Source organism: Duganella sp. 1411, from assembly GCF_017833525.1.
Taxonomy (GTDB): Bacteria; Pseudomonadota; Gammaproteobacteria; order Burkholderiales; family Burkholderiaceae_D; genus Rugamonas.
In genome coordinates, this window is record NZ_JAFICD010000008.1 from 120379 (window position 1) to 139951 (window position 19573).

General features: G+C 65.3%; 15 protein-coding genes and 2 tRNA genes. 12 read left to right on the top strand and 5 right to left on the bottom strand.

The features are described from left to right. Nucleotides 1-63: 63 nt before the first annotated feature. Nucleotides 64-702: a response regulator transcription factor gene (locus tag JOD97_RS28675; protein WP_209726091.1), complete on the bottom strand. Its 639-nt coding sequence runs from the start codon at nt 700-702 to the stop codon at nt 64-66. Nucleotides 703-878: 176 nt separating this feature from the next. Between JOD97_RS28675 and JOD97_RS28680 the strand changes: the two genes are divergently transcribed. Both JOD97_RS28680 and JOD97_RS28685 read left to right on the top strand, forming a co-directional pair. After that, nucleotides 879-1805 (top strand): alpha/beta fold hydrolase, encoded by a 927-nt coding sequence (locus JOD97_RS28680; RefSeq protein ID WP_209726093.1) that lies wholly within the window; start codon nt 879-881, stop codon nt 1803-1805. 98 nt (nt 1806-1903) lie between these two features. Continuing rightward, nucleotides 1904-4870 carry a sensor histidine kinase gene (locus tag JOD97_RS28685; protein WP_209726096.1) on the top strand — a complete coding sequence of 989 codons (2967 nt, stop codon included), beginning with the start codon at nt 1904-1906 and terminating at the stop codon, nt 4868-4870. A gap of 7 nt (nt 4871-4877) precedes the next feature. Here the strand turns inward: JOD97_RS28685 and JOD97_RS28690 are convergent, their stop codons facing one another. After that, nucleotides 4878-6527 carry a glycoside hydrolase family 43 protein gene (locus JOD97_RS28690; protein WP_209726098.1) on the bottom strand — a complete coding sequence of 550 codons (1650 nt, stop codon included), beginning with the start codon at nt 6525-6527 and terminating at the stop codon, nt 4878-4880. Continuing rightward, entirely contained in the window at nt 6524-7807 is a 1284-nt protein-coding gene (locus JOD97_RS28695; protein ID WP_209726100.1) for an MFS transporter, read from the bottom strand. The genes JOD97_RS28690 and JOD97_RS28695 overlap by 4 nt, the downstream gene beginning before the upstream one ends. Nucleotides 7808-8131: 324 nt before the next feature. On the opposite strand from JOD97_RS28695, the gene JOD97_RS32860 reads away from it, so the two are divergent. From JOD97_RS32860 to JOD97_RS28720, 5 genes are all read left to right on the top strand, one after another. Next, nucleotides 8132-8854 carry a PEP-CTERM sorting domain-containing protein gene (locus tag JOD97_RS32860; RefSeq protein ID WP_229264796.1) on the top strand — a complete coding sequence of 241 codons (723 nt, stop codon included), beginning with the start codon at nt 8132-8134 and terminating at the stop codon, nt 8852-8854. Between the two features lie 20 nt (nt 8855-8874). Continuing rightward, nucleotides 8875-9654, top strand: a complete 780-nt coding sequence (locus tag JOD97_RS28705) for an alpha/beta hydrolase (protein WP_229264797.1) — start codon at nt 8875-8877, stop codon at nt 9652-9654. A 303-nt stretch (nt 9655-9957) separates the two neighbouring features. Continuing rightward, a complete protein-coding gene (locus JOD97_RS28710) occupies nt 9958-10314 on the top strand; it encodes a hypothetical protein (protein ID WP_209726102.1) in 357 nt (118 codons plus the stop codon). Between the two features lie 226 nt (nt 10315-10540). Continuing rightward, the gene (locus JOD97_RS28715; RefSeq protein WP_209726104.1) at nt 10541-10954 is read left to right on the top strand and encodes a type II toxin-antitoxin system HicB family antitoxin; all 414 of its coding nucleotides are present in this window, start codon (nt 10541-10543) and stop codon (nt 10952-10954) included. A 99-nt stretch (nt 10955-11053) separates the two neighbouring features. Then, nucleotides 11054-11209 carry a hypothetical protein gene (locus tag JOD97_RS28720; protein WP_209726106.1) on the top strand — a complete coding sequence of 52 codons (156 nt, stop codon included), beginning with the start codon at nt 11054-11056 and terminating at the stop codon, nt 11207-11209. Between the two features lie 306 nt (nt 11210-11515). On the opposite strand, the gene JOD97_RS28725 is transcribed toward JOD97_RS28720, so the two are convergent. After that, nucleotides 11516-11606: transfer RNA gene (locus JOD97_RS28725), tRNA-Ser, on the bottom strand. Nucleotides 11607-11920: 314 nt separating this feature from the next. Here JOD97_RS28725 and JOD97_RS28730 point away from each other — a divergent pair. Then, nucleotides 11921-13969: a PAS domain-containing sensor histidine kinase gene (locus JOD97_RS28730; RefSeq protein ID WP_209726107.1), complete on the top strand. Its 2049-nt coding sequence runs from the start codon at nt 11921-11923 to the stop codon at nt 13967-13969. Between the two features lie 24 nt (nt 13970-13993). Here the strand turns inward: JOD97_RS28730 and acs are convergent, their stop codons facing one another. Beyond that, nucleotides 13994-15982, bottom strand: a complete 1989-nt coding sequence (acs, locus tag JOD97_RS28735; RefSeq protein WP_209726109.1) for an acetate--CoA ligase — start codon at nt 15980-15982, stop codon at nt 13994-13996. A 224-nt stretch (nt 15983-16206) separates the two neighbouring features. Between acs and JOD97_RS28740 the strand changes: the two genes are divergently transcribed. From JOD97_RS28740 to JOD97_RS28755, 4 genes are all read left to right on the top strand, one after another. Then, on the top strand, nt 16207-16806 hold the full coding sequence (locus tag JOD97_RS28740) for a TIGR00645 family protein (protein WP_209726111.1): 600 nt from the start codon (nt 16207-16209) through the stop codon (nt 16804-16806). Between the two features lie 28 nt (nt 16807-16834). Further along, nucleotides 16835-18364 (top strand): fumarate hydratase, encoded by a 1530-nt coding sequence (locus JOD97_RS28745; protein WP_209726113.1) that lies wholly within the window; start codon nt 16835-16837, stop codon nt 18362-18364. Beyond that, nucleotides 18364-19242: a glutamate racemase gene (gene murI, locus JOD97_RS28750; RefSeq protein ID WP_209726116.1), complete on the top strand. Its 879-nt coding sequence runs from the start codon at nt 18364-18366 to the stop codon at nt 19240-19242. Before JOD97_RS28745 ends, murI begins: the two co-directional genes overlap by 1 nt. A gap of 114 nt (nt 19243-19356) precedes the next feature. Continuing rightward, nucleotides 19357-19432 (top strand) — tRNA-His (locus JOD97_RS28755). The last annotated feature ends 141 nt before the right edge of the window (nt 19433-19573 follow it).

Sequence of the window (19573 nt, forward strand, 5' to 3'; positions counted from 1 at the left end):
CGCTGGTCGCTTGCAATTGCGAAAATCACCAATCCGGCGAATGATATTGGCCTCGCCGGACCGTCACACGCCGAGAATACCGCGATTGAGCGCGATCGTCACCGCATGGGTGCGGTCGTTGGCCGCCAGTTTGGACAGGATGTTTTTCATGTGGCCTTTGACCGTATCCTCGGTCACGCCCAGCAGCAGCGACGCGCGCCGGTTGGAGTTGCCGTTGGCCACCAGCCGCAGCACCTCGACCTCGCGCGGCGTCAGCGCGTCGCCGGGATGGCGGAACACGGCCAACTGGCGCGCCACGTCGGCCGATATCGGCCGCCCGCCCGCGTGGACGTTGAGCACGCATTCGAGCAGCTCGGTGCGCGCGGTGTTCTTCAACAGATAGGATACCGCGCCCAGGCGCAGCGCCCGCATCACCTGCGCGTCGCCGCTGTAGGTGGTCAAGGCGATGATGCGCGCCGCCGGATCGGCTTGCAGGATGGCGGCGATCGCGTCGGTGCCGCTCATCACCGGCATTTGCAAATCCATCAGCACCACGTCCGGCCGGTGCTGGCGGTACAGCTCGATCGCCTGCAGGCCGTTCTCGGCCTCCGCCACCAGCGCCAGCTGGCCGTGGCACGCGATCATTGCCGCGATGCCGTCGCGCATCAACGGATGGTCGTCCACCACCATCATCCGCACCGGCTTGGCCGATCCCTCATCCATGGTTGCCTCCGTCGCCCATTTTTGCCGTCCACACCCAGCTGAAATCGTACAGGGAAAGCCGCGATCGTACCAGCCGCCGCGCGCTTTGGCCACGCCACCCTTTCGAGTATAGGCCGGCGCGGGGCGAACGCCTACGCTGTGCGATTTGAACCCCGTCCACTTCCAGGAGCAAAACCATGATGTCACTGTCCAACCTTCGCCACGCGGCCGCCGCGCTGCTGATCCTCGGCGCCCACGCGGCCCACGCCGCCGCCCCGATCGACGTTGCCGTCCCCGGCTTCAGCGACAAATACGCGACCGTCAACGGCGTGCGCCTGCATTACAAGATCGGCGGCAAGGGCACGCCGGTGGTGCTGCTGCACGGCTACGCGCAAACCGGCCACATGTGGGTGCCGGCGATGCGCGAGCTGGTCAAGAACCACACCGTCATCGTGCCGGACCTGCGCGGCGCCGGCGGCTCGGACAAGCCGGCCGGCGGCTACGACAAGAAAACCATGGCCACCGATATCCACGAACTGGTCAAGTCGGTCGGCGGCGGACCGGCGGCGGTGGTCGGCCACGACATCGGCATGATGGTGGCCTACGGCTACGCCGCGCAATTCCCGGCCGACACCAGCCGGCTGGTCGTCATGGACGCCTTCGTGCCCGGCGTCGGCGAGTGGCGCACCGCCTTCCCGGCGCAGGCCGTGTGGCATTTCCACTTCTACGGCGAAACGCCGCTGGCACTGGTCAAGGGCCGCGAGCGCATCTACTTCGAACACTTCTGGAACGACTTCTCGGCCGACAAGGGCAAGTCGATCAAGGAGGCCGACCGCAAACTGTACGCGGCCGCCTACGCGCAACCGGACGGCATGCGCGCAGGCTTCTCCTACTTCAGCGATTTCGAGAAGGACGCCGCCGATTTCGGCCCGATGAGCAAGACCAAGCTGACCATGCCGGTGCTGACCATCGCCGGCGAAAAATCGGCCGGCGCCTTCGTCGGCGACCAGGCGCGCCTGTACGCCACCAACGTCCAGAGCGTCATCGTCAAGGGTTCCGGACACTGGCTGATCGACGAAGCGCCCGAGCAGGTGGTGCCGGCGCTGGTGTCGTTCATCGATTGAACGGCGCCAGCGGGCGCCCGGATCAGGGTGGGTTTGCGATAGAATGGCAAAAATAGCAAACTTCCCCGATCATGGCTGAGGCACGGATTTGTCGATACATGGGCCGCTGGCGCCTGCTGGCCTGCCTGCTGCCGGCGGCGGCGCCGGCGTCCGCCGCCACCATCGATCTGCACCACGCCAGCTGGACCGCGCGCGACGGCGCGCCGCAAATGGTCATCACCATGGCGCAGACCAGCGACGGCTGGCTGTGGCTGGGCGGCAGCGCCGGCTTGTTCCGCTTCGACGGCGTGCGCTTCGAACGTTACGCCCCGCCCGGCGCGGCGCTGCCGGCCAACGGCATCAGCATCCTCAGCGCCCGGCCCTCGGGCGCGTTGTGGATCGGCTACCGCTTCGGCGGCGCCAGCGTGCTCGAGCAAGGCCGCCTGCGCAATTACGACGAGCGCGACGGCCTGCCCGCGCACAGCCCAGTGTGGGGGCTCGAACAGGACGGCGCCGGCCGCACGTGGGCCGCCACCAGCCACGGCATGTTCCATCTCGAGCAAGGCCGCTGGCTGGCCGCCGAGCCGTCCTGGCGGCTGCCGCGCACCGGCTACAAGACGCTGATGCGCGACCGCCAGGGTGTGTTCTGGGCGCAGGGCAACGAGGGGGTGTACGCGCTCGCCCCCGGCGCCACCAGCTTCGTCAAATCGGTGCCCGGCACCGGCACCGGCGTGCTGTTCGACGTCCCGGACGGCAGCATCTGGAGCTGGGACGGCCTGCACAACCGCCTGAACCGCCTGACGCGGCCGGCCAACGGCGCCCGGCCGCGCGTCTGGGATGTGCGCGGCGACGCCGCCAGCATGCTCTTCGACCGCGCCGGCGACCTGTGGGTCGGCCGCCAGCAGGGGCTGGAATACCACACGGCCGGCGCGGTCGCCACCACCGAACCGCAGCACGGCCTCAGCGGCAGCAACGTGGCCGCCATTTTCGAGGACCGGGAAGGCAATATCTGGGCCTCGACCTCGAACGGCATCGACCGTTTTCGCCGCAAGCGCGTGTCGGCGGTGCCGCTGGCGCAGTCGCCCGGCACCCAGGCGCTGGCGGCCGATGACGATGGCGGCGCCTGGGTCGGCCGCTACCACGTGGCGCGGCCGGGCGCCGGGGCCACCGTCGCCACGGCGCTGTGGCCGCCCGTGCCGGCCGCCTGGCGCAACTTCGTCACCTGCGCCTACCGCGACCCGGACGGCGTGCTGTGGGTCGGCGGCTACGGCGGCCTGTGGCGCAAGCGCGGCGGCGACGTCCGCCCGGTCGCGCTGCCGCCGGGCACGGACGGCGTGGTCATCCATAGCATGGCGCGCGACCGCGCCGGCGGCCTGTGGGTATCGCTGGGGCAACGCGGCCTGTACCGGCTGGGGCCGGACGGCGGGTGGCAGCGCAAGGACGGCGTCGCCGGCCTGCCGGACGAGCCGCCGCGCGCCATGGCCCACGCGGACGCGGCCGGCCTGTGGCTGGGCTATCCGCGCGGCCGCCTGTTGCACCTCGAGGACGGACTGTGGCGGCGCTACGGTCCCGCGCAAGGCGTCGGCGTCGGCATGGTCATGGCCGTGCACCTGCGCGGCGCCCACGTGTGGGCCGGGGGCGAGAACGGCCTGGCGCTGCGCCACGGCGGCGGCTTCATCGGCGTGGCCGGCGTCGACGGCCAGGCCTTCGAAGGCATCTCCGGCATCGTCGAGCTCGACGATGGCGACCTTTGGCTCAACGCCGCCGCCGGGCTGTTCCGCATCCCGGCGGCCGAGATCGCCCTGCTGCAGGCCGCGCCCGGCCATCGCGTGGGCTACGAACGGCTCGACAGTCTGGACGGCCTCGACGGCAACGCCCCGGTGCTGCTGCCGACGCCGTCGCTGATCCCGGCCGCCGACCATCATTTGTGGCTGACGACCACCACCGGGGTGTTCCGCTTCGATCCCGCCCGCAGGCCGGCGCCGCAGCCGGCGCCGCCCGTGCTGATCCGCGCCATCGGCGCGCCGGGCCGCCCGCGCCCGGCCGTGGCGGGCGTGCGCCTGGCGCCCGGCACCGGCACGCTGCAGGTCGACTACACGGCGCTGGCGCTGGCCATGCCGGAGCGGGTACGCTTCCGCTACCGGCTGGCCGGCGTCGACCGCGACTGGCAGGATGCCGGCGCACGGCGCACCGCCTACTACAGCAACGTCGGACCGGGCGACTACCGCTTCGAGGTGATGGCCTCCAATTACGACGGCCAGTGGCCGCGCGAGCCCGGCACGCTGGAGTTCAGCATCGCGCCCACCGCGACCGAGACCTGGTGGTTCAAAAGCCTGTGCGCGCTGGCGCTGCTGACGGCCGGCTGGCTGCTGTACCGCTGGCGCACGCGCCAGCTCGCGCTGCGCCTGGCCGGGCGGCTGGAGGAGCGCCTCTTCGAACGCGAGCGCATCGCCCGCGAGTTGCACGACACGCTGCTGCAATCGGTGCAGGGATTGATCCTGCACGTGCACGCGGCGGCGACGCGGCTGCCGCCGCCGGAGCCGGCGCGGCTGCTGATCGAGCAAGCGCTGCTGCGCGCCGACGACGTGCTGCACGAGGGCCGCGAGCGGGTGCGCGACCTGCGCTGCCACGACACCGGCCCGCGCGGACTGGCCGAGGCGCTGGCGGCGGCGGGCGCCCATTCGCAGCCGCCGGACGCCCCGGCGCCGCGCCTGCTCGTGACGGGCAAGGCGCGCGCGCTGCATCCCATCGTGCAGGAGGAAGTGGTGGCGATCGCCGGCGAGGCCATCGCCAACGCCCACCGGCACGCCGCCGCCGGGCGCATCGATGTGCAATTGGATTACAGCGCGGCGGAATTGCGTCTGCGCGTCATCGACGACGGCGTCGGCATCGCGCCGGAGGTGATGGCGGCCGGCGGCCGGCAGCAGCACTGGGGCTTTTCGGGCATGCGGGAACGGGCCGAACGGATCCAGGCCAGGCTGGACTTGCGCAGCCAGGTCGGCATGGGCACCGAATGGCAACTGACGCTGGACGGTGGATTGGCCTATCGGACCGTGCGGCGGCGTTCCTGGTTCGGCGCCGACTAGCGCGCCATCAGTCCGGCGGCGTTTGCTTCGGATCGACGCGATACGGCCGCTCGCGGTAGTCGAAATAGTCGAAGTCCGCGTGCAGGCCGCTGCCGGCCATGTCCTGGCACGCCATGCCGACAAAGGCGCCGGTGAAGTTGGGCTGCCCGGGCGCGTTGGCCTCGTCCGACAGGATGCTGGCGTCGAACTGCTGCGCCAGCCACTGCCAGTCGTTGTCGCCGGCGGTCCGATAGCCGAAGTACAGCCGCTCCTCGTCCACCTCCACTCGCAGTTCCACCGGCGCGCCCGGCGCCAGCGCGATCGGCGCCGTGAAGGTGTCCGTCTGCACATGGTTGGGCAGGCTGCTCATCACGCGCAAATGCTTGCCGACCACCTCGTCATGCGTGATGTACAGGTAATGGAACTTGGCGCCGCCGTAATAGCAGACCAGCCCGGCCTGCTGCTGGTAATGCTCCGGCTCGAAGTCGACCAGCGTCGAGGCGCTGTAGCAATGCGCCTGCTGGCGCCGCGCCACCAGCGCCTGGCGGAACTGGCTGCCCAGGCTTTCGCGCCCGTACAGGCGCAGATGGCCGGGCCGCGCCGTCAGGCTGAACAGCTCCTCCGGCCACGGCGAGCGCAGCCACTGGAAGGCCGGCGGCAGTTGCGCCGTATCGAAGTCCTCGCGCGCCGGCTCGGCGGGCCAACGGTGCTCCGGCAAGCCGGGCGCGGCCGCCTGCGACTGCGGCGCGCCGCTGCCGTCGACGGTGCGCAGCCAGCCGTCCTCGCCCCACGTCATCGGCTGGATGGCCGTCTCGCGCCCCAGCGTGCACGTGCCGCGATTGCGCAGCGGCCGTCCGCACAGATACACCATGTAGGTCTGGCCGTCCTGGGTCTCCACCAGATCGGCGTGGCCGGCGCGCTGCAGCCCGGCATCGGGCCGGTTGCGCGAGCTGAGGATGGTCTGGTCGGGATGCAACTCGTACGGACCGTGCAGCTCGCGCGACCGCGCCATCGTCACGCCATGGTTCCAGCCGGTGCCGCCCTCGGCGGTGAGCAGGTAATAATAACCGTCGCGTTTATACAGGTGCGGCGCCTCGGTCAGGCCGTGCGCCGTGCCTTTGAAGATATTCTCGCGGCGGCCGATCAGGCGCCCTTCCTGCGGCGAATACTCCTGCGCCACGATGCCGGCGAAACGGTTGCCGCCCGGCCGATGGTCCCACAGCTGGTTCAGCAGATACTTGCGGCCGTCGTCGTCGTGGAACAGCGACGGATCGAAACCGCTGCTGTTGAGATGCACGGGATCGGACCACGGGCCGTCGATGGCCGGGCTGGTCACCAGATAGTTGTGGAAGTCGCGCAACGAGGCGCTGCCGGCGGCGCCGCCGGTGGAGGTGCGGCCGTAGCGCTTGACGTCGGTGTAGATCAGCCAGAACAAGCCGTCCGCGTACGTCAGGCACGGCGCCCACACGCCGCAGGAATCGGGCGCGCCCAGCATGTTGAGCTGGCTGGCGCGCGTCAGCGGGCGGCACAGCAAACGCCAGTTGACCAGGTCGCGCGAATGGTGGATCTGCACGCCCGGATACCACTCGAAGGTGGACGTGGCGATGTAGTAATCGTCCCCCACGCGCACGATGGAGGGATCGGGATTGAAGCCGGGCAGGATGGGATTTTGGATCATGCTGGTTTGACGATGAGGGGTTCTTGTTTTACCGCCGCCGGTTCACGCACCAGCGTCCACAACAGCACGGCGGCCACGAGGTCGAGCACCGCCAGGCTGACAAAAAACGGCGTGTAGCCGACGCTGGCCATCAGGCCGCCGATCAGCAGCGAAAAGATCAGCAGGCCCAGGTTGCCGAAGGTGCCGCACATGCCGGCCACGGTGGCCACCTCGTTGCGCCGGAACAGGTCCGACGACATCGTGATGACGGTCACCGACAAGGTCTGGTGCGCAAAGCCGGCCAGGCTCAGCAAGGCGATCGCCGCGTACGGGCTGTCGACGAAGCCGACGAACGCCACGCCCATCATCATGCAGGCGCCCAAGGTGAACGCGCCGCGCCGGGCGTTGATCAGGCGCACGCCGCGTTTTTGCAGCGCCAGCACCACCAGCGGCCCGAACATGCAGCCGAGGTCGGCCGCCAGGAACGGCAGCCAGGCGAACATCGCGATCTGCGCCAGATCGAAATGGCGCACCGTGGTCAGATACAGCGGCACCCAGAACGACAGCGTGCCCCAGGCCGGGTCGGCCAGAAAACGCGGCAGCGCGATGCCCCAAAAATTGCGCATCTTCAGGATGCTGACGATGGAGGGACGCTTGCCGTCGCCGTCCAGATGGCGCTCCTGGCCGGCGGCGATGTGCTGGCGCTCGGCCTCCGACAGGCGGCGGTGGCGCGCGGGCGCGTCGTACAGCAGCAGCCAGCCCGCCACCCATATCAAGCCCAGCGCGCCGGTGATCACGAACGCCGACTGCCAGTTGTAATGCAAGATCGCCCACACCACCAGCGGCGGCGCCAGCATGGAGCCGAACGACGCGCCGATGTTAAAGATGCCGCCGGCCAGCCCCCGCTCCCGCGCCGGGAACCATTCGGACACGGCCTTCATGCCGGCGGGATTGGACGACCCCTCCGCCAGTCCCAGCAGCGCGCGCAGGGCGGCCAGCGTCTGCCAATTGGTGGCCATGCCGTGCGCCATGCAGATGACCGACCAGGCCGCCGCGAACATCGCGAAACCGTATTTCAGGCCGATCACATCGAGGATATAGCCGCACAGCGGCTGCAGCATGATCGCACCCTGGAACGCGGCGGTGATGTACGAGTACTCCTTGGTGCCGATGTGCAGCTCGGTGAGCAAGGTGGGCGCCGCCACCGCCAGCGTGCTGCGCGTCAGATAGTTGATGACCGCCCCCAGCATGATCAAACCGATCATCCACCAGCGTAATCCTTTGATCTTGGAGACAGACATGTTTGCGCAATCATTCAGGGCGGGATGGCAACATTACCATAGTTCCAGTGAAAAATGATAGCGCAATCTTCGATCCGAACGACCCGCGCAATAGTGAACGTAAGCGTCATCTAAATCACGTAGGGCGGATTAGCGCAGCGTAATCCGCCATCTGTGAGCCGCCGGCGGCACATGGCGCAGCCCAAGCGAACTGAACTAATTATGCTTTGTATCAATTTTGCACAGAAGCTATCAACTTACCCCCCGCACGACTGAAATTGTATTGGTAATTCCTGAATGCAATTATTACAATGACTTTCCTCTCACTTTCAGTGGATTACAAACATGGCTAATTTCAACCCGACCACGGTCGCGCTGGCACTCTCCCTCGCCGGCGCGGTGTCCATCGCCCAAGCCAAGCCGGTAAGCTACACTTTTACCGCCGAGGTGAACTCGCTAGTCGCCACCACCGATGACGGCGGCTTTCACGATGTCGATTACGCCGAGTTAGCCGGGCGCCACATCGCGCGCGGGGAGAAATTAGTCGGCACGATCACCTACGACGCCGCCAACGCCCAGTTCCTGCAGGACAGCGATCCCTCCACTCCTGGAACCTCCTACGACTATCGCCTGCCCACCTTCAAACTGGAATACAAATTGGCGACAGGCGGCTTCAGTTACGCCAGCGCCGATCCTGGCTTCGCGTCGGTCGTCAACGCCACGCCCAGCGATTCGCTGCTCTTCCAGAGCTTTATGATGGCCCAGGACCACGGCGTGGACCTGCGCAGTAGCGCCTCGTTCGGCCTTGGCGACTTGAATGGCAAGTTGCTGAACTCCGCCGCGATGCCTGCCTCCATCAACACCTTATTCCCAGGACTGTTGGCGCAATCCGGCTTCGGCGGCGGTCTGTCCACGCTCGATGGCGCGGAGTTCTTCTCATTTGGCGCACAACTGATGTCCTTGTCCCCAGCGGCGTCCCCATCGGCCGTCCCTGAACCGGGTACTTATATGATGATGTTTGCCGGCCTCGGCGCGGTGGGCTTCGCCGCGCGCCGCAAGCGTTCGTAATGGTAGTGCCTGAGCGTACGATGAAGGCAATCCGGTGGGTGGCGGCATGGATGTTGATGATGTGCAGCCTTGTGGCGCACGCGGACGGGCAGACCTTCAAGGTGGCCACCCGGCCGGGCGTTGAAACCAGCGTCTACTGGGAAGCGCGGGAGGACGCCAAAGCAACGGTGTTCCTGTTCACCGGAGGGAATGGCGGCTACGGCAAAGTGGTCGACGGCAAGCCGAGCAGCCGCAACTTCCTGGCGCGCAGCGTGGCGCTGTTTTTGGCCGACGGCTTCAACGTCGCCATCTTCGGGCTGCCCAGCGACACCCCGGCGCTCGACTACAGCGACCGGGTCGACGAAAAGCATCTTACCGACGTGCGCGCGGCGTTGGAATTCGTGCGCACCAAGAGCGCGGCGCCGATCTGGCTGGTGGGCACCAGCCGCGGCACCATCTCGGCCACCTATGTCGCGATCGGCAGCACGGGTGACGCCGGCATCGCCGGCCTGGTGCTGACCTCCAGCGTGACGGCGTTCAAAAAACGGGGCGCGGTGCCGGCGCAGAACTTGGCCGCGCTCAAGCTGCCGGTGCTGGTGGTGCACCACGCCAGCGACGCCTGCCCGATCTGCCAGCCGCACGAGATGGACTGGATCATGAAGGGGCTGAAAAACGCGCCGGTCAAGAAACTGGTGATGGTCACCGGCGGGGGCAACCCCAGCGGGGATGTGTGCGAGGCCATGCACTATCACGGCTTTATCGGGCAGGAGAAAGAGGTGGTGGATTTGATGGCGGAGTGGATGAAAAACCCGGTGAATTGACGTCCAGGCCTAACCCCATGCCATCACCTTAAGAGCCCATCTAAACCACGTAGGGCGGATTAGCGAAGCGTAATCCGCCAAGCTCCGTCGGCGGCTCAGAGCGGATCACGACGGTCCGCCGAGCCCTTACGTTACATGATTAGCGTCGAGATACTGTCTTATGACCCTTCAATAACTTCGCTTTAAGCAACAGGAACCAGAACCGCCAGTTTCCGACCCAGATTGCCGCAAAGGCCACGGCCCTATGACGCCGCTCACATTGATCGAGGACTGGTCCGATTGACAACGATAGTGAACCGTCCGATGATCGTCAACATGGACTCCGTCACCCAAGAAGTGCTCGACGCTCGCCTCGAAACCATCGAAACCAGAATGGATGGTCGTATCGCGACCTTGGAAGTGAAGATTGACGGAAAGTGCGCCGGGGTCGATGCCAAGTTTGCCGAGTTGCGCAAAGACATGCACAAGGGCTTCGCGGACATGACCAAGTGGATTGTAGGCACGGTGATCGGCGTCGCTGCGGTCACCATCACCATCATGACCTTCGTGCTCAACAATGTAGGACCGAAGTCAGCCGCAACACCGGCGGCGCAGCCAGCACCTATCATCGTCTACGCGCCGCCCGCGCCAGCATCGGTTGCGCCTCAACCCAAGCCTTAAACGAGCCCGCCCGGCGCAGTCTTTTTTGCCCGCCGCAGACATTTACTGGCGGCGGATGGACAGCGACATCAGGATACGCAGGTGCGAAGAATAAGCAAAAATGTTTATATTTATCTTGTAAGTATAAGCATTTTTGTTTACCCTCATCACATCGAACAACGAAAGGAGGTGTGGTGAAACAGAGTGAGTTTGTAAGGTGGCTGCGGCAGCAAGGGGCGCGGAAACTATGAAATATCCATCTACCTTTACACCCGAAACCGGCGGCTTCGTCGTCACCTTCCGCGATATCCCGGAGGCGATCACGCAGGGAGATACCGAACAGGAAGCGCTCGACATGGCGCGCGACGCACTGATCACCGCGATGGATTTCTACTTTGAGGATCGTCGGCCAGTGCCGGCGCCGTCGAAAGCGAAGCCGGGCGAGCGCATGATCAGCTTGCCGATCAACCTGTCCGCAAAGGTCCTGCTGCTCAACGAGATGTTGTCGCAGAAGGTCATCCCTGCCGAGCTGGCGCGCCGCATGGGCGTTAAGCCGCAGGAAGTGACGCGTATTCTCGACCTGGGCCACTCGACCAAGATCGACACCGTGGCGGCCGCTCTGTCGGCGCTGGGGCGTGAGCTGTGCCTGTCGCTGGCCTGACCGTCACGGCTCGTCGTCGCCCTCAAGCTGCCGGTGCTGGTGGTGCACCACGCCAGCGACGCCTGCCCGTTGTGCCAGCAGCACGAGATGGAGTGGATCATGAAGGGGCTCAAAAGCGCACCGGTCAAGAAACTTGTGATAGTCATCGGCGGGGTCAATCCCAGCGGGGACGTGTACGAAGCCATGCACTATCACGGCTGTATCGGCCTGGATGTCGACGTGAGCTCAGAAACTTCTGGCAGAGCAGCGCAGTAATCGATCCAAGCCTGCGTAAGCATCGTGCCTTTTGTCGAGCAGAAACGCAGCGGGGCGCAGGTCTGGCTGACAATCAGAGATTAATCAAGTGAAATAGTGTTGCCAGGAATTTTTTGCGCTCCGCGCTGCGCCTCCCGGCGCGCCACCGCTAACGCGGCGGCAGTCGGACGATTCGGAGCGGCACGCCCCTGCAGGGGCGAGGCCTTCGAATCCCCCGCGCAGGGCCCGCAGGGGCCCTGCTTCTCTCCGCCACGAAAGAAATGCAAAAAGGCCACCCGAGGGTGGCCTTTTTTACATTTCTATTCTTGGCGGAGAGAGGGGGATTCGAACCCCCGATAGGCTATGAACCTATACACGCTTTCCAGGCGTGCGACTTCAACCACTCATCCACCTCTCCTGCATTCCTTCCCCTCTCGGAGAAGCCGCGAATTATAACAAACATTCCCCATACCACCAACTTTATTTCCCCCGCCACACCCCAACAACCCTCCCAACCAAATCCTAAGCTACAATTACCCGCGTCCCCCCACCCTGCCGCTAAGCGGCCAGCAAACACCGTGGCGGCGACCCGATACCCTTCCGCCTGGCCCCCAACCGCGCCCCGGCAACGACAAACACCGCGCCATCCCGCGCAGCAGACCACAAAAACAACCGCAAAAAAAACCAAGCCACCAACCCCGGCCCGCGAACCCGCCACATCAAAAGACACCTATGACGACTTCGCTATCTTTCATGGACAACGGCGGCGAAATGGGCGCCCGCATGCGCGCCCACGATTGGTCGACGTCGTGCCTGGGCGATCCCCACACCTGGCCGCAATCGCTGCGCTCGGTCGTGTCCGCCTGCCTGAACTCCCCCATCCTCGGCACCATCCTGTGGGGTCCCGAAATGTGCATGCTCTACAACGACGCCTACATCCCCTCGATGGCCGACCGCCATCCCGCCGCCCTCGGCAAACCCGTGGCCGAGGTGTGGGGCAGCGCCTGGGAGCAGGTCGCCCCGCAATTCCACCAGGCGATGGCAACCGGCATCGGTTTTTCAAGCAGCAACGTCGAGTTGATGATCCTGCGCCACGGTCACCTGGAACAGACGATATGGAATTTTTCCGCCGCCCCCATCGTCGGCGAGGACGGCAAGATCGCCGGCCTGTTCAACCAGGGTATCGAGATCACCGAACAGGTGCGCAGGGAAAGGGCGATCCACCAGGCCCAGCAAACGCTGGAACGCACCGTCGATGAAACCACCCGCGACCGCAACCGTCTGTGGGAGTTGTCCACCGATATCATGCTGCGCTGCGGCTTCGACGGCCGCATCAAGACCGTCAATCCGGCATGGAAAGACGTACTCGGCTGGGACAACGACGACCTGGTCGGCGCCAACCTGATGGAATTGCTGCATCCCGACGATATCGACCGCACCATCGCCGGCGTCCAGGAACTGGCCGACGGCGGCTACCATACCCGCTTCGATAACCGCTATCGCCACAAGGACGGCAGCTACCGCTGGATCTCGTGGTCGACCCAGGCCGATGCCGATAGCATCTACGCCGTCGGCCGCGATTTCACGTCGGAACGCGAGAACGCCGAGGCGCTCCGCTCGGCCGAGGACGCCCTGCGCCAGGCCCAGAAGATGGAGGCCGTCGGCCAGCTGACCGGCGGCCTGGCCCATGATTTTAATAACTTGCTGGCCGGCGTTAACGGCAGCCTGGAGCTGATGAAGCTGCGCGCCGCCCAGGGCCGCTTCGGCGATATCGCCCGCTATATCGAGACCGCCAGCGACGCGGCCAAGCGCGCCGCCGCCCTCACCCATCGCTTGCTGGCCTTTTCACGCCAGCAGACCCTCGATCCGAAACCCACCGATGTCAACCGCCTGGTGCTGGGCATGGAGGAGTTGCTGCGGCGGACCGTCGGCCCGGCCGTGGCGATCGAGGTGATCGGCGCGCGCGACCTGTGGACGGCGCTCGTCGATGCGTCACAGCTGGAAAATTCGCTGCTGAACCTGTGCATCAACGCGCGCGATGCGATGCCCGGCGGCGGCCATATCCGTATCGCGACCGCCAACCAGCAGTTGAGCCAGCGCGCCGCCGCCGCCCAGCAAATGCCCGAGGGCGAGTATCTGTCGCTGAGCGTGACCGATTCCGGCACCGGCATCGCGCCCGAGGTGATGAGCCGCGTGTTCGAGCCGTTCTTTACCACCAAGCAGCCTGGCGAAGGCACCGGCCTGGGCCTGTCGATGGTGTACGGCTTCGCCAAGCAGTCCGGCGGCCTGGTGCGCATTTATTCGGAGGTGGGCCGCGGCACCACCGTGTGTATCTACTTGCCGCGCCATCATGGCGTGCCCGAGCCGGCGCCCGCTTCCGCCCAGCCGCAGCTGCCAACCGCCCATGCCAACCACGCGACCGTGCTGGTGGTCGACGACGAGCCGAGCGTGCGCTTGCTGATCGTCGATATCTTGCAGGATATGGGCTACGACGTGATCGAGGCGGCCGATAGCGCCGCCGGCCTGGCGCTGCTGCAGTCGGACACGCACGTGGATTTGCTGATCAGCGATGTCGGCTTGCCGGGCGGGATGAACGGCCGCCAAATGGCGGAGGCCGGCCGGGTGAACCGGCCGCAATTACGCGTGCTGTTTTTGACCGGCTACGCGCAGACCGCCGTGTTCGGCGGCGGGCAGCTCGACGAGGGCGTCGAGGTGATGACCAAGCCGTTTAATATCGATGCGCTGTGCGAGCGCGTGACCAAGATGCTGGCGCCGCGCTGAACACGCGGCGCCATTTTCATTGCATCAGGAGGCTTCCTTGAGCTGCTCGAGGATGGCCGGGTTTTCCAGGGTCGAGACGTCCTGCGTGATCGTTTCGCCCTTGGCCAGCACGCGCAGCAGGCGCCGCATGATCTTGCCCGAACGCGTCTTCGGCAGGTTGTCGCCGAAGCGGATTTCCTTCGGCTTGGCGATCGGGCCGATTTCCTTGGCGACCCAGTTGCGCAACTCGAGCGCGAGCTTTTTGGCTTCGTCGCCGGTCGGCCGCGCTTGCTTGAGGACGACGAACGCGCAAATCGATTCGCCCGTCGTGTCGTCCGGCTTGCCCACCACCGCCGCCTCCGCCACCAACGGGTTGGCCACCAGCGCCGATTCGATTTCCATCGTGCCCATGCGGTGACCCGAGACGTTGAGCACGTCGTCGATGCGGCCGGTGATGGTGAAGTAGCCGGTCTCCTTGTTGCGGATGGCGCCGTCGCCGGCGAGGTACATCTTGCCGCCCAGCTCCTCCGGGAAGTAGCTGGTCTTGAAGCGCTCGGGGTTGTTCCAGATGGTGCGGATCATCGACGGCCACGGACGCTTGACGACCAAAATGCCGCCCTGCCCGTTCGGCACGTCCACGCCCGCTTCGTCGACGATGGCGGTCATGATGCCCGGCAGCGGCAGCGTGCACGAGCCCGGCACCATCGGGGTGGCGCCCGGCAGCGGCGTGATCATGTGGCCGCCCGTTTCCGTCTGCCAGAAGGTGTCGACGATCGGGCATTTTTCGCCGCCCACCTGCGTGTAGTACCACATCCACGCTTCCGGATTGATCGGCTCGCCCACGGTGCCCAGCAGGCGCAGCGACGACAGGTCGTAGTTTTTCGGATGCACTTTCGGGTCGACGTCGGAGGCCTTGATCAGCGAGCGGATCGCCGTCGGCGCCGTGTAGAAGATGCTGACCTTGTGCTTGGCGATGGTGTCCCAGAAGCGCCCGGCGTTCGGGAAGGTCGGGATGCCTTCGAACACCACCTGCGTGGCGCCCACCGCCGTCGGGCCGTAGGCGATGTAGCTGTGGCCCGTCACCCAGCCGATGTCGGCGGTGCACCAGTACACATCCGTCGGCTTGATGTCGAAGCTCCATTTCATCGTCAGCGCGGCCCACAGCAGGTAGCCGCCGCTCGAGTGCTGCACGCCCTTCGGCGTGCCGGTCGAGCCGGACGTGTAGAGGATGAACAGCGGGTGCTCGGCGTCGACCCATTCCGGTTCGCATTCGGCCGGCTGGTTGGCGACCAGCTCGTGCAGCCACAGGTCGCGCCCTTCCTTGAAGGCGATCGTGCCGCCCGTGCGGCGGTAGACGATGACGTCCTTGATGGTGTCGCAGCCGCCGAGCGCCAGCGCTTCGTCGACGATGGCTTTCAACGGCAGGTGCTTGCCGCCGCGCAGTTGCTCGTCGGCCGTGATGACGGCCACCGCGCCGGCGTCGATGATGCGCTCCTGCAGCGATTTGGCCGAGAAGCCGCCGAACACCACCGAGTGCGTGGCGCCGATGCGCGCGCACGCCTGCATCGCGGCCACGCCTTCGACCGACATCGACATGTAGATGATGACGCGGTCGCCCTTCTTGATGCCGCGCGATTTGAGGCCGTTGGCGAATTTGCAGACCTTTTCGTGCAACTCGCGGTAGCTGACGTTGGTCGACATGCCGTCGTCCGCCTCGAAGATGATGGCGGTCTTGTCGGCGTTGCCGTTCTGCAGGTTGCGGTCCAGGCAGTTGTACGAGACGTTCAGGTGGCCGTCCTCGAACCATTTGTAGAACGGCGCGTCGTCTTCGTTGAGGGTCTTGGTGAACGGCTTTTGCCAGACCAGGTGCTCTTTCGCCAGGCGCGACCAGAAGCCTTCGTAGTCGGCCTCCGCTTCGGCGCACAGCGCGTTGTAGGCGTCCATACCGGCGACCGTCGCTTGCGCGGCGAACGCTGCCGGTGGTGTGAAGATGCGGGATTCCTGTGGACCTTGTTGCGTGGTAGTGCTGCTCATGCTTGTCTCCAGTGTTTGTAATCGTTTTGCACCAACATAAACTTTGTCGCTTACTGAGCCCTTACAGACTGCTAGCCGCGGCGCCGATGTATAATTTTACCAATATTTCTGCGGCGCTACGCCCCGGCGTCGCGGCGCGACACGACGGTGCGATTGCTGGGCAGCACGTGTAAAATGTCGGCAACCTTTATATAGTCTGCCTCATTTTCAGGAGTCCCGCCTTAATGACCGATCCTAAACCCAAGCTGCGCCCGCTGCCAGCGTTTATCTTCATGACCCGCTGGCTGCAGCTGCCGCTGTATCTGGGCTTGATCCTGGCGCAGTGCGTCTACGTGTTCCATTTCTGGGTCGAACTCAAGGACCTGATCGGCGCGGCCATGGGCAACGAGACGGCGCTCCAGCATATCTTCCAGGCCGTCGCCGTGCCCAACAGCGGCTCGATGCCGACCAAACTCAATGAAACCACCATCATGCTGGTCGTGCTGGGCCTGATCGACGTGGTCATGATTTCCAACCTGCTGGTCATGGTCATCATCGGCGGCTACGAGACCTTCGTGTCGCGCATGAACCTGGAGAGCCATCCGGACCAGCCCGAGTGGCTGTCGCACGTCAACGCCTCCGTGCTGAAAACCAAGCTGGCCATGGCGATCATCGGCATCTCGTCAATCCATCTGTTGAAAACCTTCATCAACGCCGCGTCCTACGAGCCCAAGGTGCTGATCGCGCAAACCGTGATCCATGTCGCCTTCCTGCTGTCGGCCATGGCGATCGCCTACACCGACCGCCTGACCACGCTGACGCACCAAGATTCCAAGTCCCACTAAGCACCATTCCTTCCCTCGCGAGAACATCATGACCATCATAAAGCAAGAAGACCTGATCGAATCCGTCGCCGCCGCGCTGCAGTACATCAGCTACTACCACCCCGCCGACTACATCGAGCACCTGGCGCGCGCCTACGAGCACGAGCAGAGCCCGGCGGCCAAGGACGCGATCGCGCAGATCCTGACGAACTCGCGCATGTGCGCGGAAGGCAAGCGTCCGATCTGCCAGGACACCGGCATCGTCAACGTCTTCCTGAAAATCGGCATGGGCGTGCGCTTCGAGGGCTTCACCGGCACCGTCACCGACGCCGTCAACGAGGGCGTGCGCCGCGCGTACAACTTCGACGACAACAAGCTGCGCGCCTCGATCGTCGCCGACCCGCACTTCGACCGCAAGAACACCAAGGACAACACGCCGGCCGTGGTCCACATGGAACTGGTCGAGGGCAACACCGTCGACGTCAAGGTCGCGGCCAAGGGCGGCGGCTCGGAAAACAAGTCCAAGATGATCATGATGAACCCGTCCGATTCGCTGATCGACTGGGTCATGAAGACCGTGCCGACCATGGGCGCCGGCTGGTGCCCGCCGGGCATGCTGGGCATCGGCATCGGCGGCACCGCCGAGAAGGCCATGCTGATGGCCAAGGAAGTGCTGATGGAAGACATCGACATGTTCGAACTGAAACAGCGCGGCCCGCAGAACAAGCTCGAAGAGCTGCGCATCGAACTGTGCGACAAGATCAACTCGCTGGGCATCGGCGCGCAGGGCTTGGGCGGCCTGACGACCGTGCTGGACGTCAAAATCATGATGCACCCGACCCACGCGGCCTCCAAGCCGGTGGCGATGATCCCCAACTGCGCGGCCACCCGCCACGGCCACTTCGTGCTGGACGGCTCCGGCCCGGCCTACATGACGCCGCCTCCGCTGTCGACCTGGCCCGACGTTTCGTGGGCGCCGGACACCGAAAAATCCAAGCGCGTCGACCTCAACACCTTGACCAAGGAAGAAGTCGCCTCGTGGAAGCCGGGCCAGACCCTGCTGCTCAACGGCAAAATGCTGACCGGCCGCGACGCCGCGCACAAGCGCATCCAGGACATGCTGGCCAAGGGCGAGGAATTGCCGGTCGACTTCAAGAACCGCGTGATCTACTACGTCGGCCCGGTCGATCCGGTGCGTGACGAGGTCGTCGGCCCGGCCGGCCCGACCACGGCCACCCGCATGGACAAGTTCACCGACATGATGCTCGAGAAAACCGGCCTGATCGCCATGATCGGCAAGGCCGAGCGCGGCCCGGTCGCCATCGAGTCGATCAAGAAGCACCAGTCGGCCTACCTGATGGCGGTCGGCGGCTCGGCCTACCTGGTCTCGAAGGCGATCAAGGGCGCCAAGGTGCTCGGCTTCGCCGACATGGGCATGGAAGCGATCTACGAGTTCGACGTGGTCGACATGCCGGTCACGGTGGCCGTCGACGCCGCCGGCACCTCGGTGCACAACACCGGCCCGGCGGAGTGGAAAGCCAAGATCGAGCAGTTGAACGTTCCGGTCGTCGCCGCCTGATGACCAGCGCCCGCCCCCACATAACCAGCGCTGTGGGCGGCGCTTTGGCCAAAACATCGGCCGAGGCGCCGATCGGCGTTTTCGATTCCGGCGTGGGCGGGCTGTCGGTGCTGCGCCATATCCGCGCGCAGCTGCCCAATGAGCATCTGATGTACTTCGCCGATTCCGGTCACGCGCCGTATGGCGACAAGACCGAGCAGTTTGTCGTCGAGCGCGCGCTGGCCGTGACGGCGTTCCTGCTCGAGCACGGCGCCAAGGCGCTGGTGGTGGCCTGCAACACCGCCACCGTGGCCGCCATCAAGGCGGTGCGGGCGCGCTATCCGGATTTGCCGGTAGTCGGCGTCGAGCCGGGCTTGAAGCCGGCCGTTGCCGCCACGCGCAACGGCAAGGTCGGCGTGCTGGCGACGGCGCGCACGCTCAAGGGCGAAAAATTCCTGCAACTGCGCGAGCAGATCTCCGCCGCCAGCAAGACCGAGTTCCTGCTGCAGCCGGCGGTCGGGCTGGTCGACCTGATCGAGCTGGGCGACCTGGAGGCGCCGGCCATCGGCGCCATGCTGGAGCGCTATATTGCACCGCTGCTGGACCAGGGCGCCGATACGCTGGTGCTCGGCTGCACCCACTATCCGTTCGTCAAGGCCGGCATCGAGCGCGTGCTGCGCGACCATGCGCGCGCCGAGGTCGCCTTGATCGATACCGGCGACGCGGTGGCGCGCCAGCTGGTGCGGCTGCTGGAGGCGGCGGGGTTGCTGCGCGCGCCCGACGGTGCTGCCGCCGAACCTACGCTGCGCGGCTATACCACGGCCGACATCGGCGCTCTGGCGCCCGCCTTCGACAAGCTGCTGGGGCTGCATCCGCCGGTCGAAAAAGTTAAAGTCTGAGCAAAACTTCATCTTTCGCAGGAAACTTTGCATTTAGATTTGCAGGATTTAAATCAGGCTTGTATAATTCGGCACCTGTTCAGCGAATAGCTGGATAAGTGATGTAAGACAGTGGTGGCTGTAGCTCAGTTGGTAGAGTCCAGGATTGTGATTCCTGTTGTCGTGGGTTCGAGCCCCATCAGCCACCCCAAAGAATTAAGAGAAAAGCCCAGTCATCGACTGGGCTTTTTTCGTTGATGCCCGCGCATTGACGCAGGCTTGAGTTCGCGCCCACCAGAGCCGCCAACATCCACATTGCCGCAAAGCATAAATCAGTGGTTTAGGTCCACTC

Coding starts and splice junctions, on each gene's coding strand:
- JOD97_RS28675 (WP_209726091.1), bottom strand. CDS start 702: ATGGATGAGGGATCGGCCAAGCCGGTGCGGATGATGGTGGTGGACGAC.
- JOD97_RS28680 (WP_209726093.1), top strand. CDS start 879: ATGATGTCACTGTCCAACCTTCGCCACGCGGCCGCCGCGCTGCTGATC.
- JOD97_RS28685 (WP_209726096.1), top strand. CDS start 1,904: ATGGGCCGCTGGCGCCTGCTGGCCTGCCTGCTGCCGGCGGCGGCGCCG.
- JOD97_RS28690 (WP_209726098.1), bottom strand. CDS start 6,527: ATGATCCAAAATCCCATCCTGCCCGGCTTCAATCCCGATCCCTCCATC.
- JOD97_RS28695 (WP_209726100.1), bottom strand. CDS start 7,807: ATGTCTGTCTCCAAGATCAAAGGATTACGCTGGTGGATGATCGGTTTG.
- JOD97_RS32860 (WP_229264796.1), top strand. CDS start 8,132: ATGGCTAATTTCAACCCGACCACGGTCGCGCTGGCACTCTCCCTCGCC.
- JOD97_RS28705 (WP_229264797.1), top strand. CDS start 8,875: ATGAAGGCAATCCGGTGGGTGGCGGCATGGATGTTGATGATGTGCAGC.
- JOD97_RS28710 (WP_209726102.1), top strand. CDS start 9,958: ATGATCGTCAACATGGACTCCGTCACCCAAGAAGTGCTCGACGCTCGC.
- JOD97_RS28715 (WP_209726104.1), top strand. CDS start 10,541: ATGAAATATCCATCTACCTTTACACCCGAAACCGGCGGCTTCGTCGTC.
- JOD97_RS28720 (WP_209726106.1), top strand. CDS start 11,054: ATGAAGGGGCTCAAAAGCGCACCGGTCAAGAAACTTGTGATAGTCATC.
- JOD97_RS28730 (WP_209726107.1), top strand. CDS start 11,921: ATGACGACTTCGCTATCTTTCATGGACAACGGCGGCGAAATGGGCGCC.
- acs (WP_209726109.1), bottom strand. CDS start 15,982: ATGAGCAGCACTACCACGCAACAAGGTCCACAGGAATCCCGCATCTTC.
- JOD97_RS28740 (WP_209726111.1), top strand. CDS start 16,207: ATGACCGATCCTAAACCCAAGCTGCGCCCGCTGCCAGCGTTTATCTTC.
- JOD97_RS28745 (WP_209726113.1), top strand. CDS start 16,835: ATGACCATCATAAAGCAAGAAGACCTGATCGAATCCGTCGCCGCCGCG.
- murI (WP_209726116.1), top strand. CDS start 18,364: ATGACCAGCGCCCGCCCCCACATAACCAGCGCTGTGGGCGGCGCTTTG.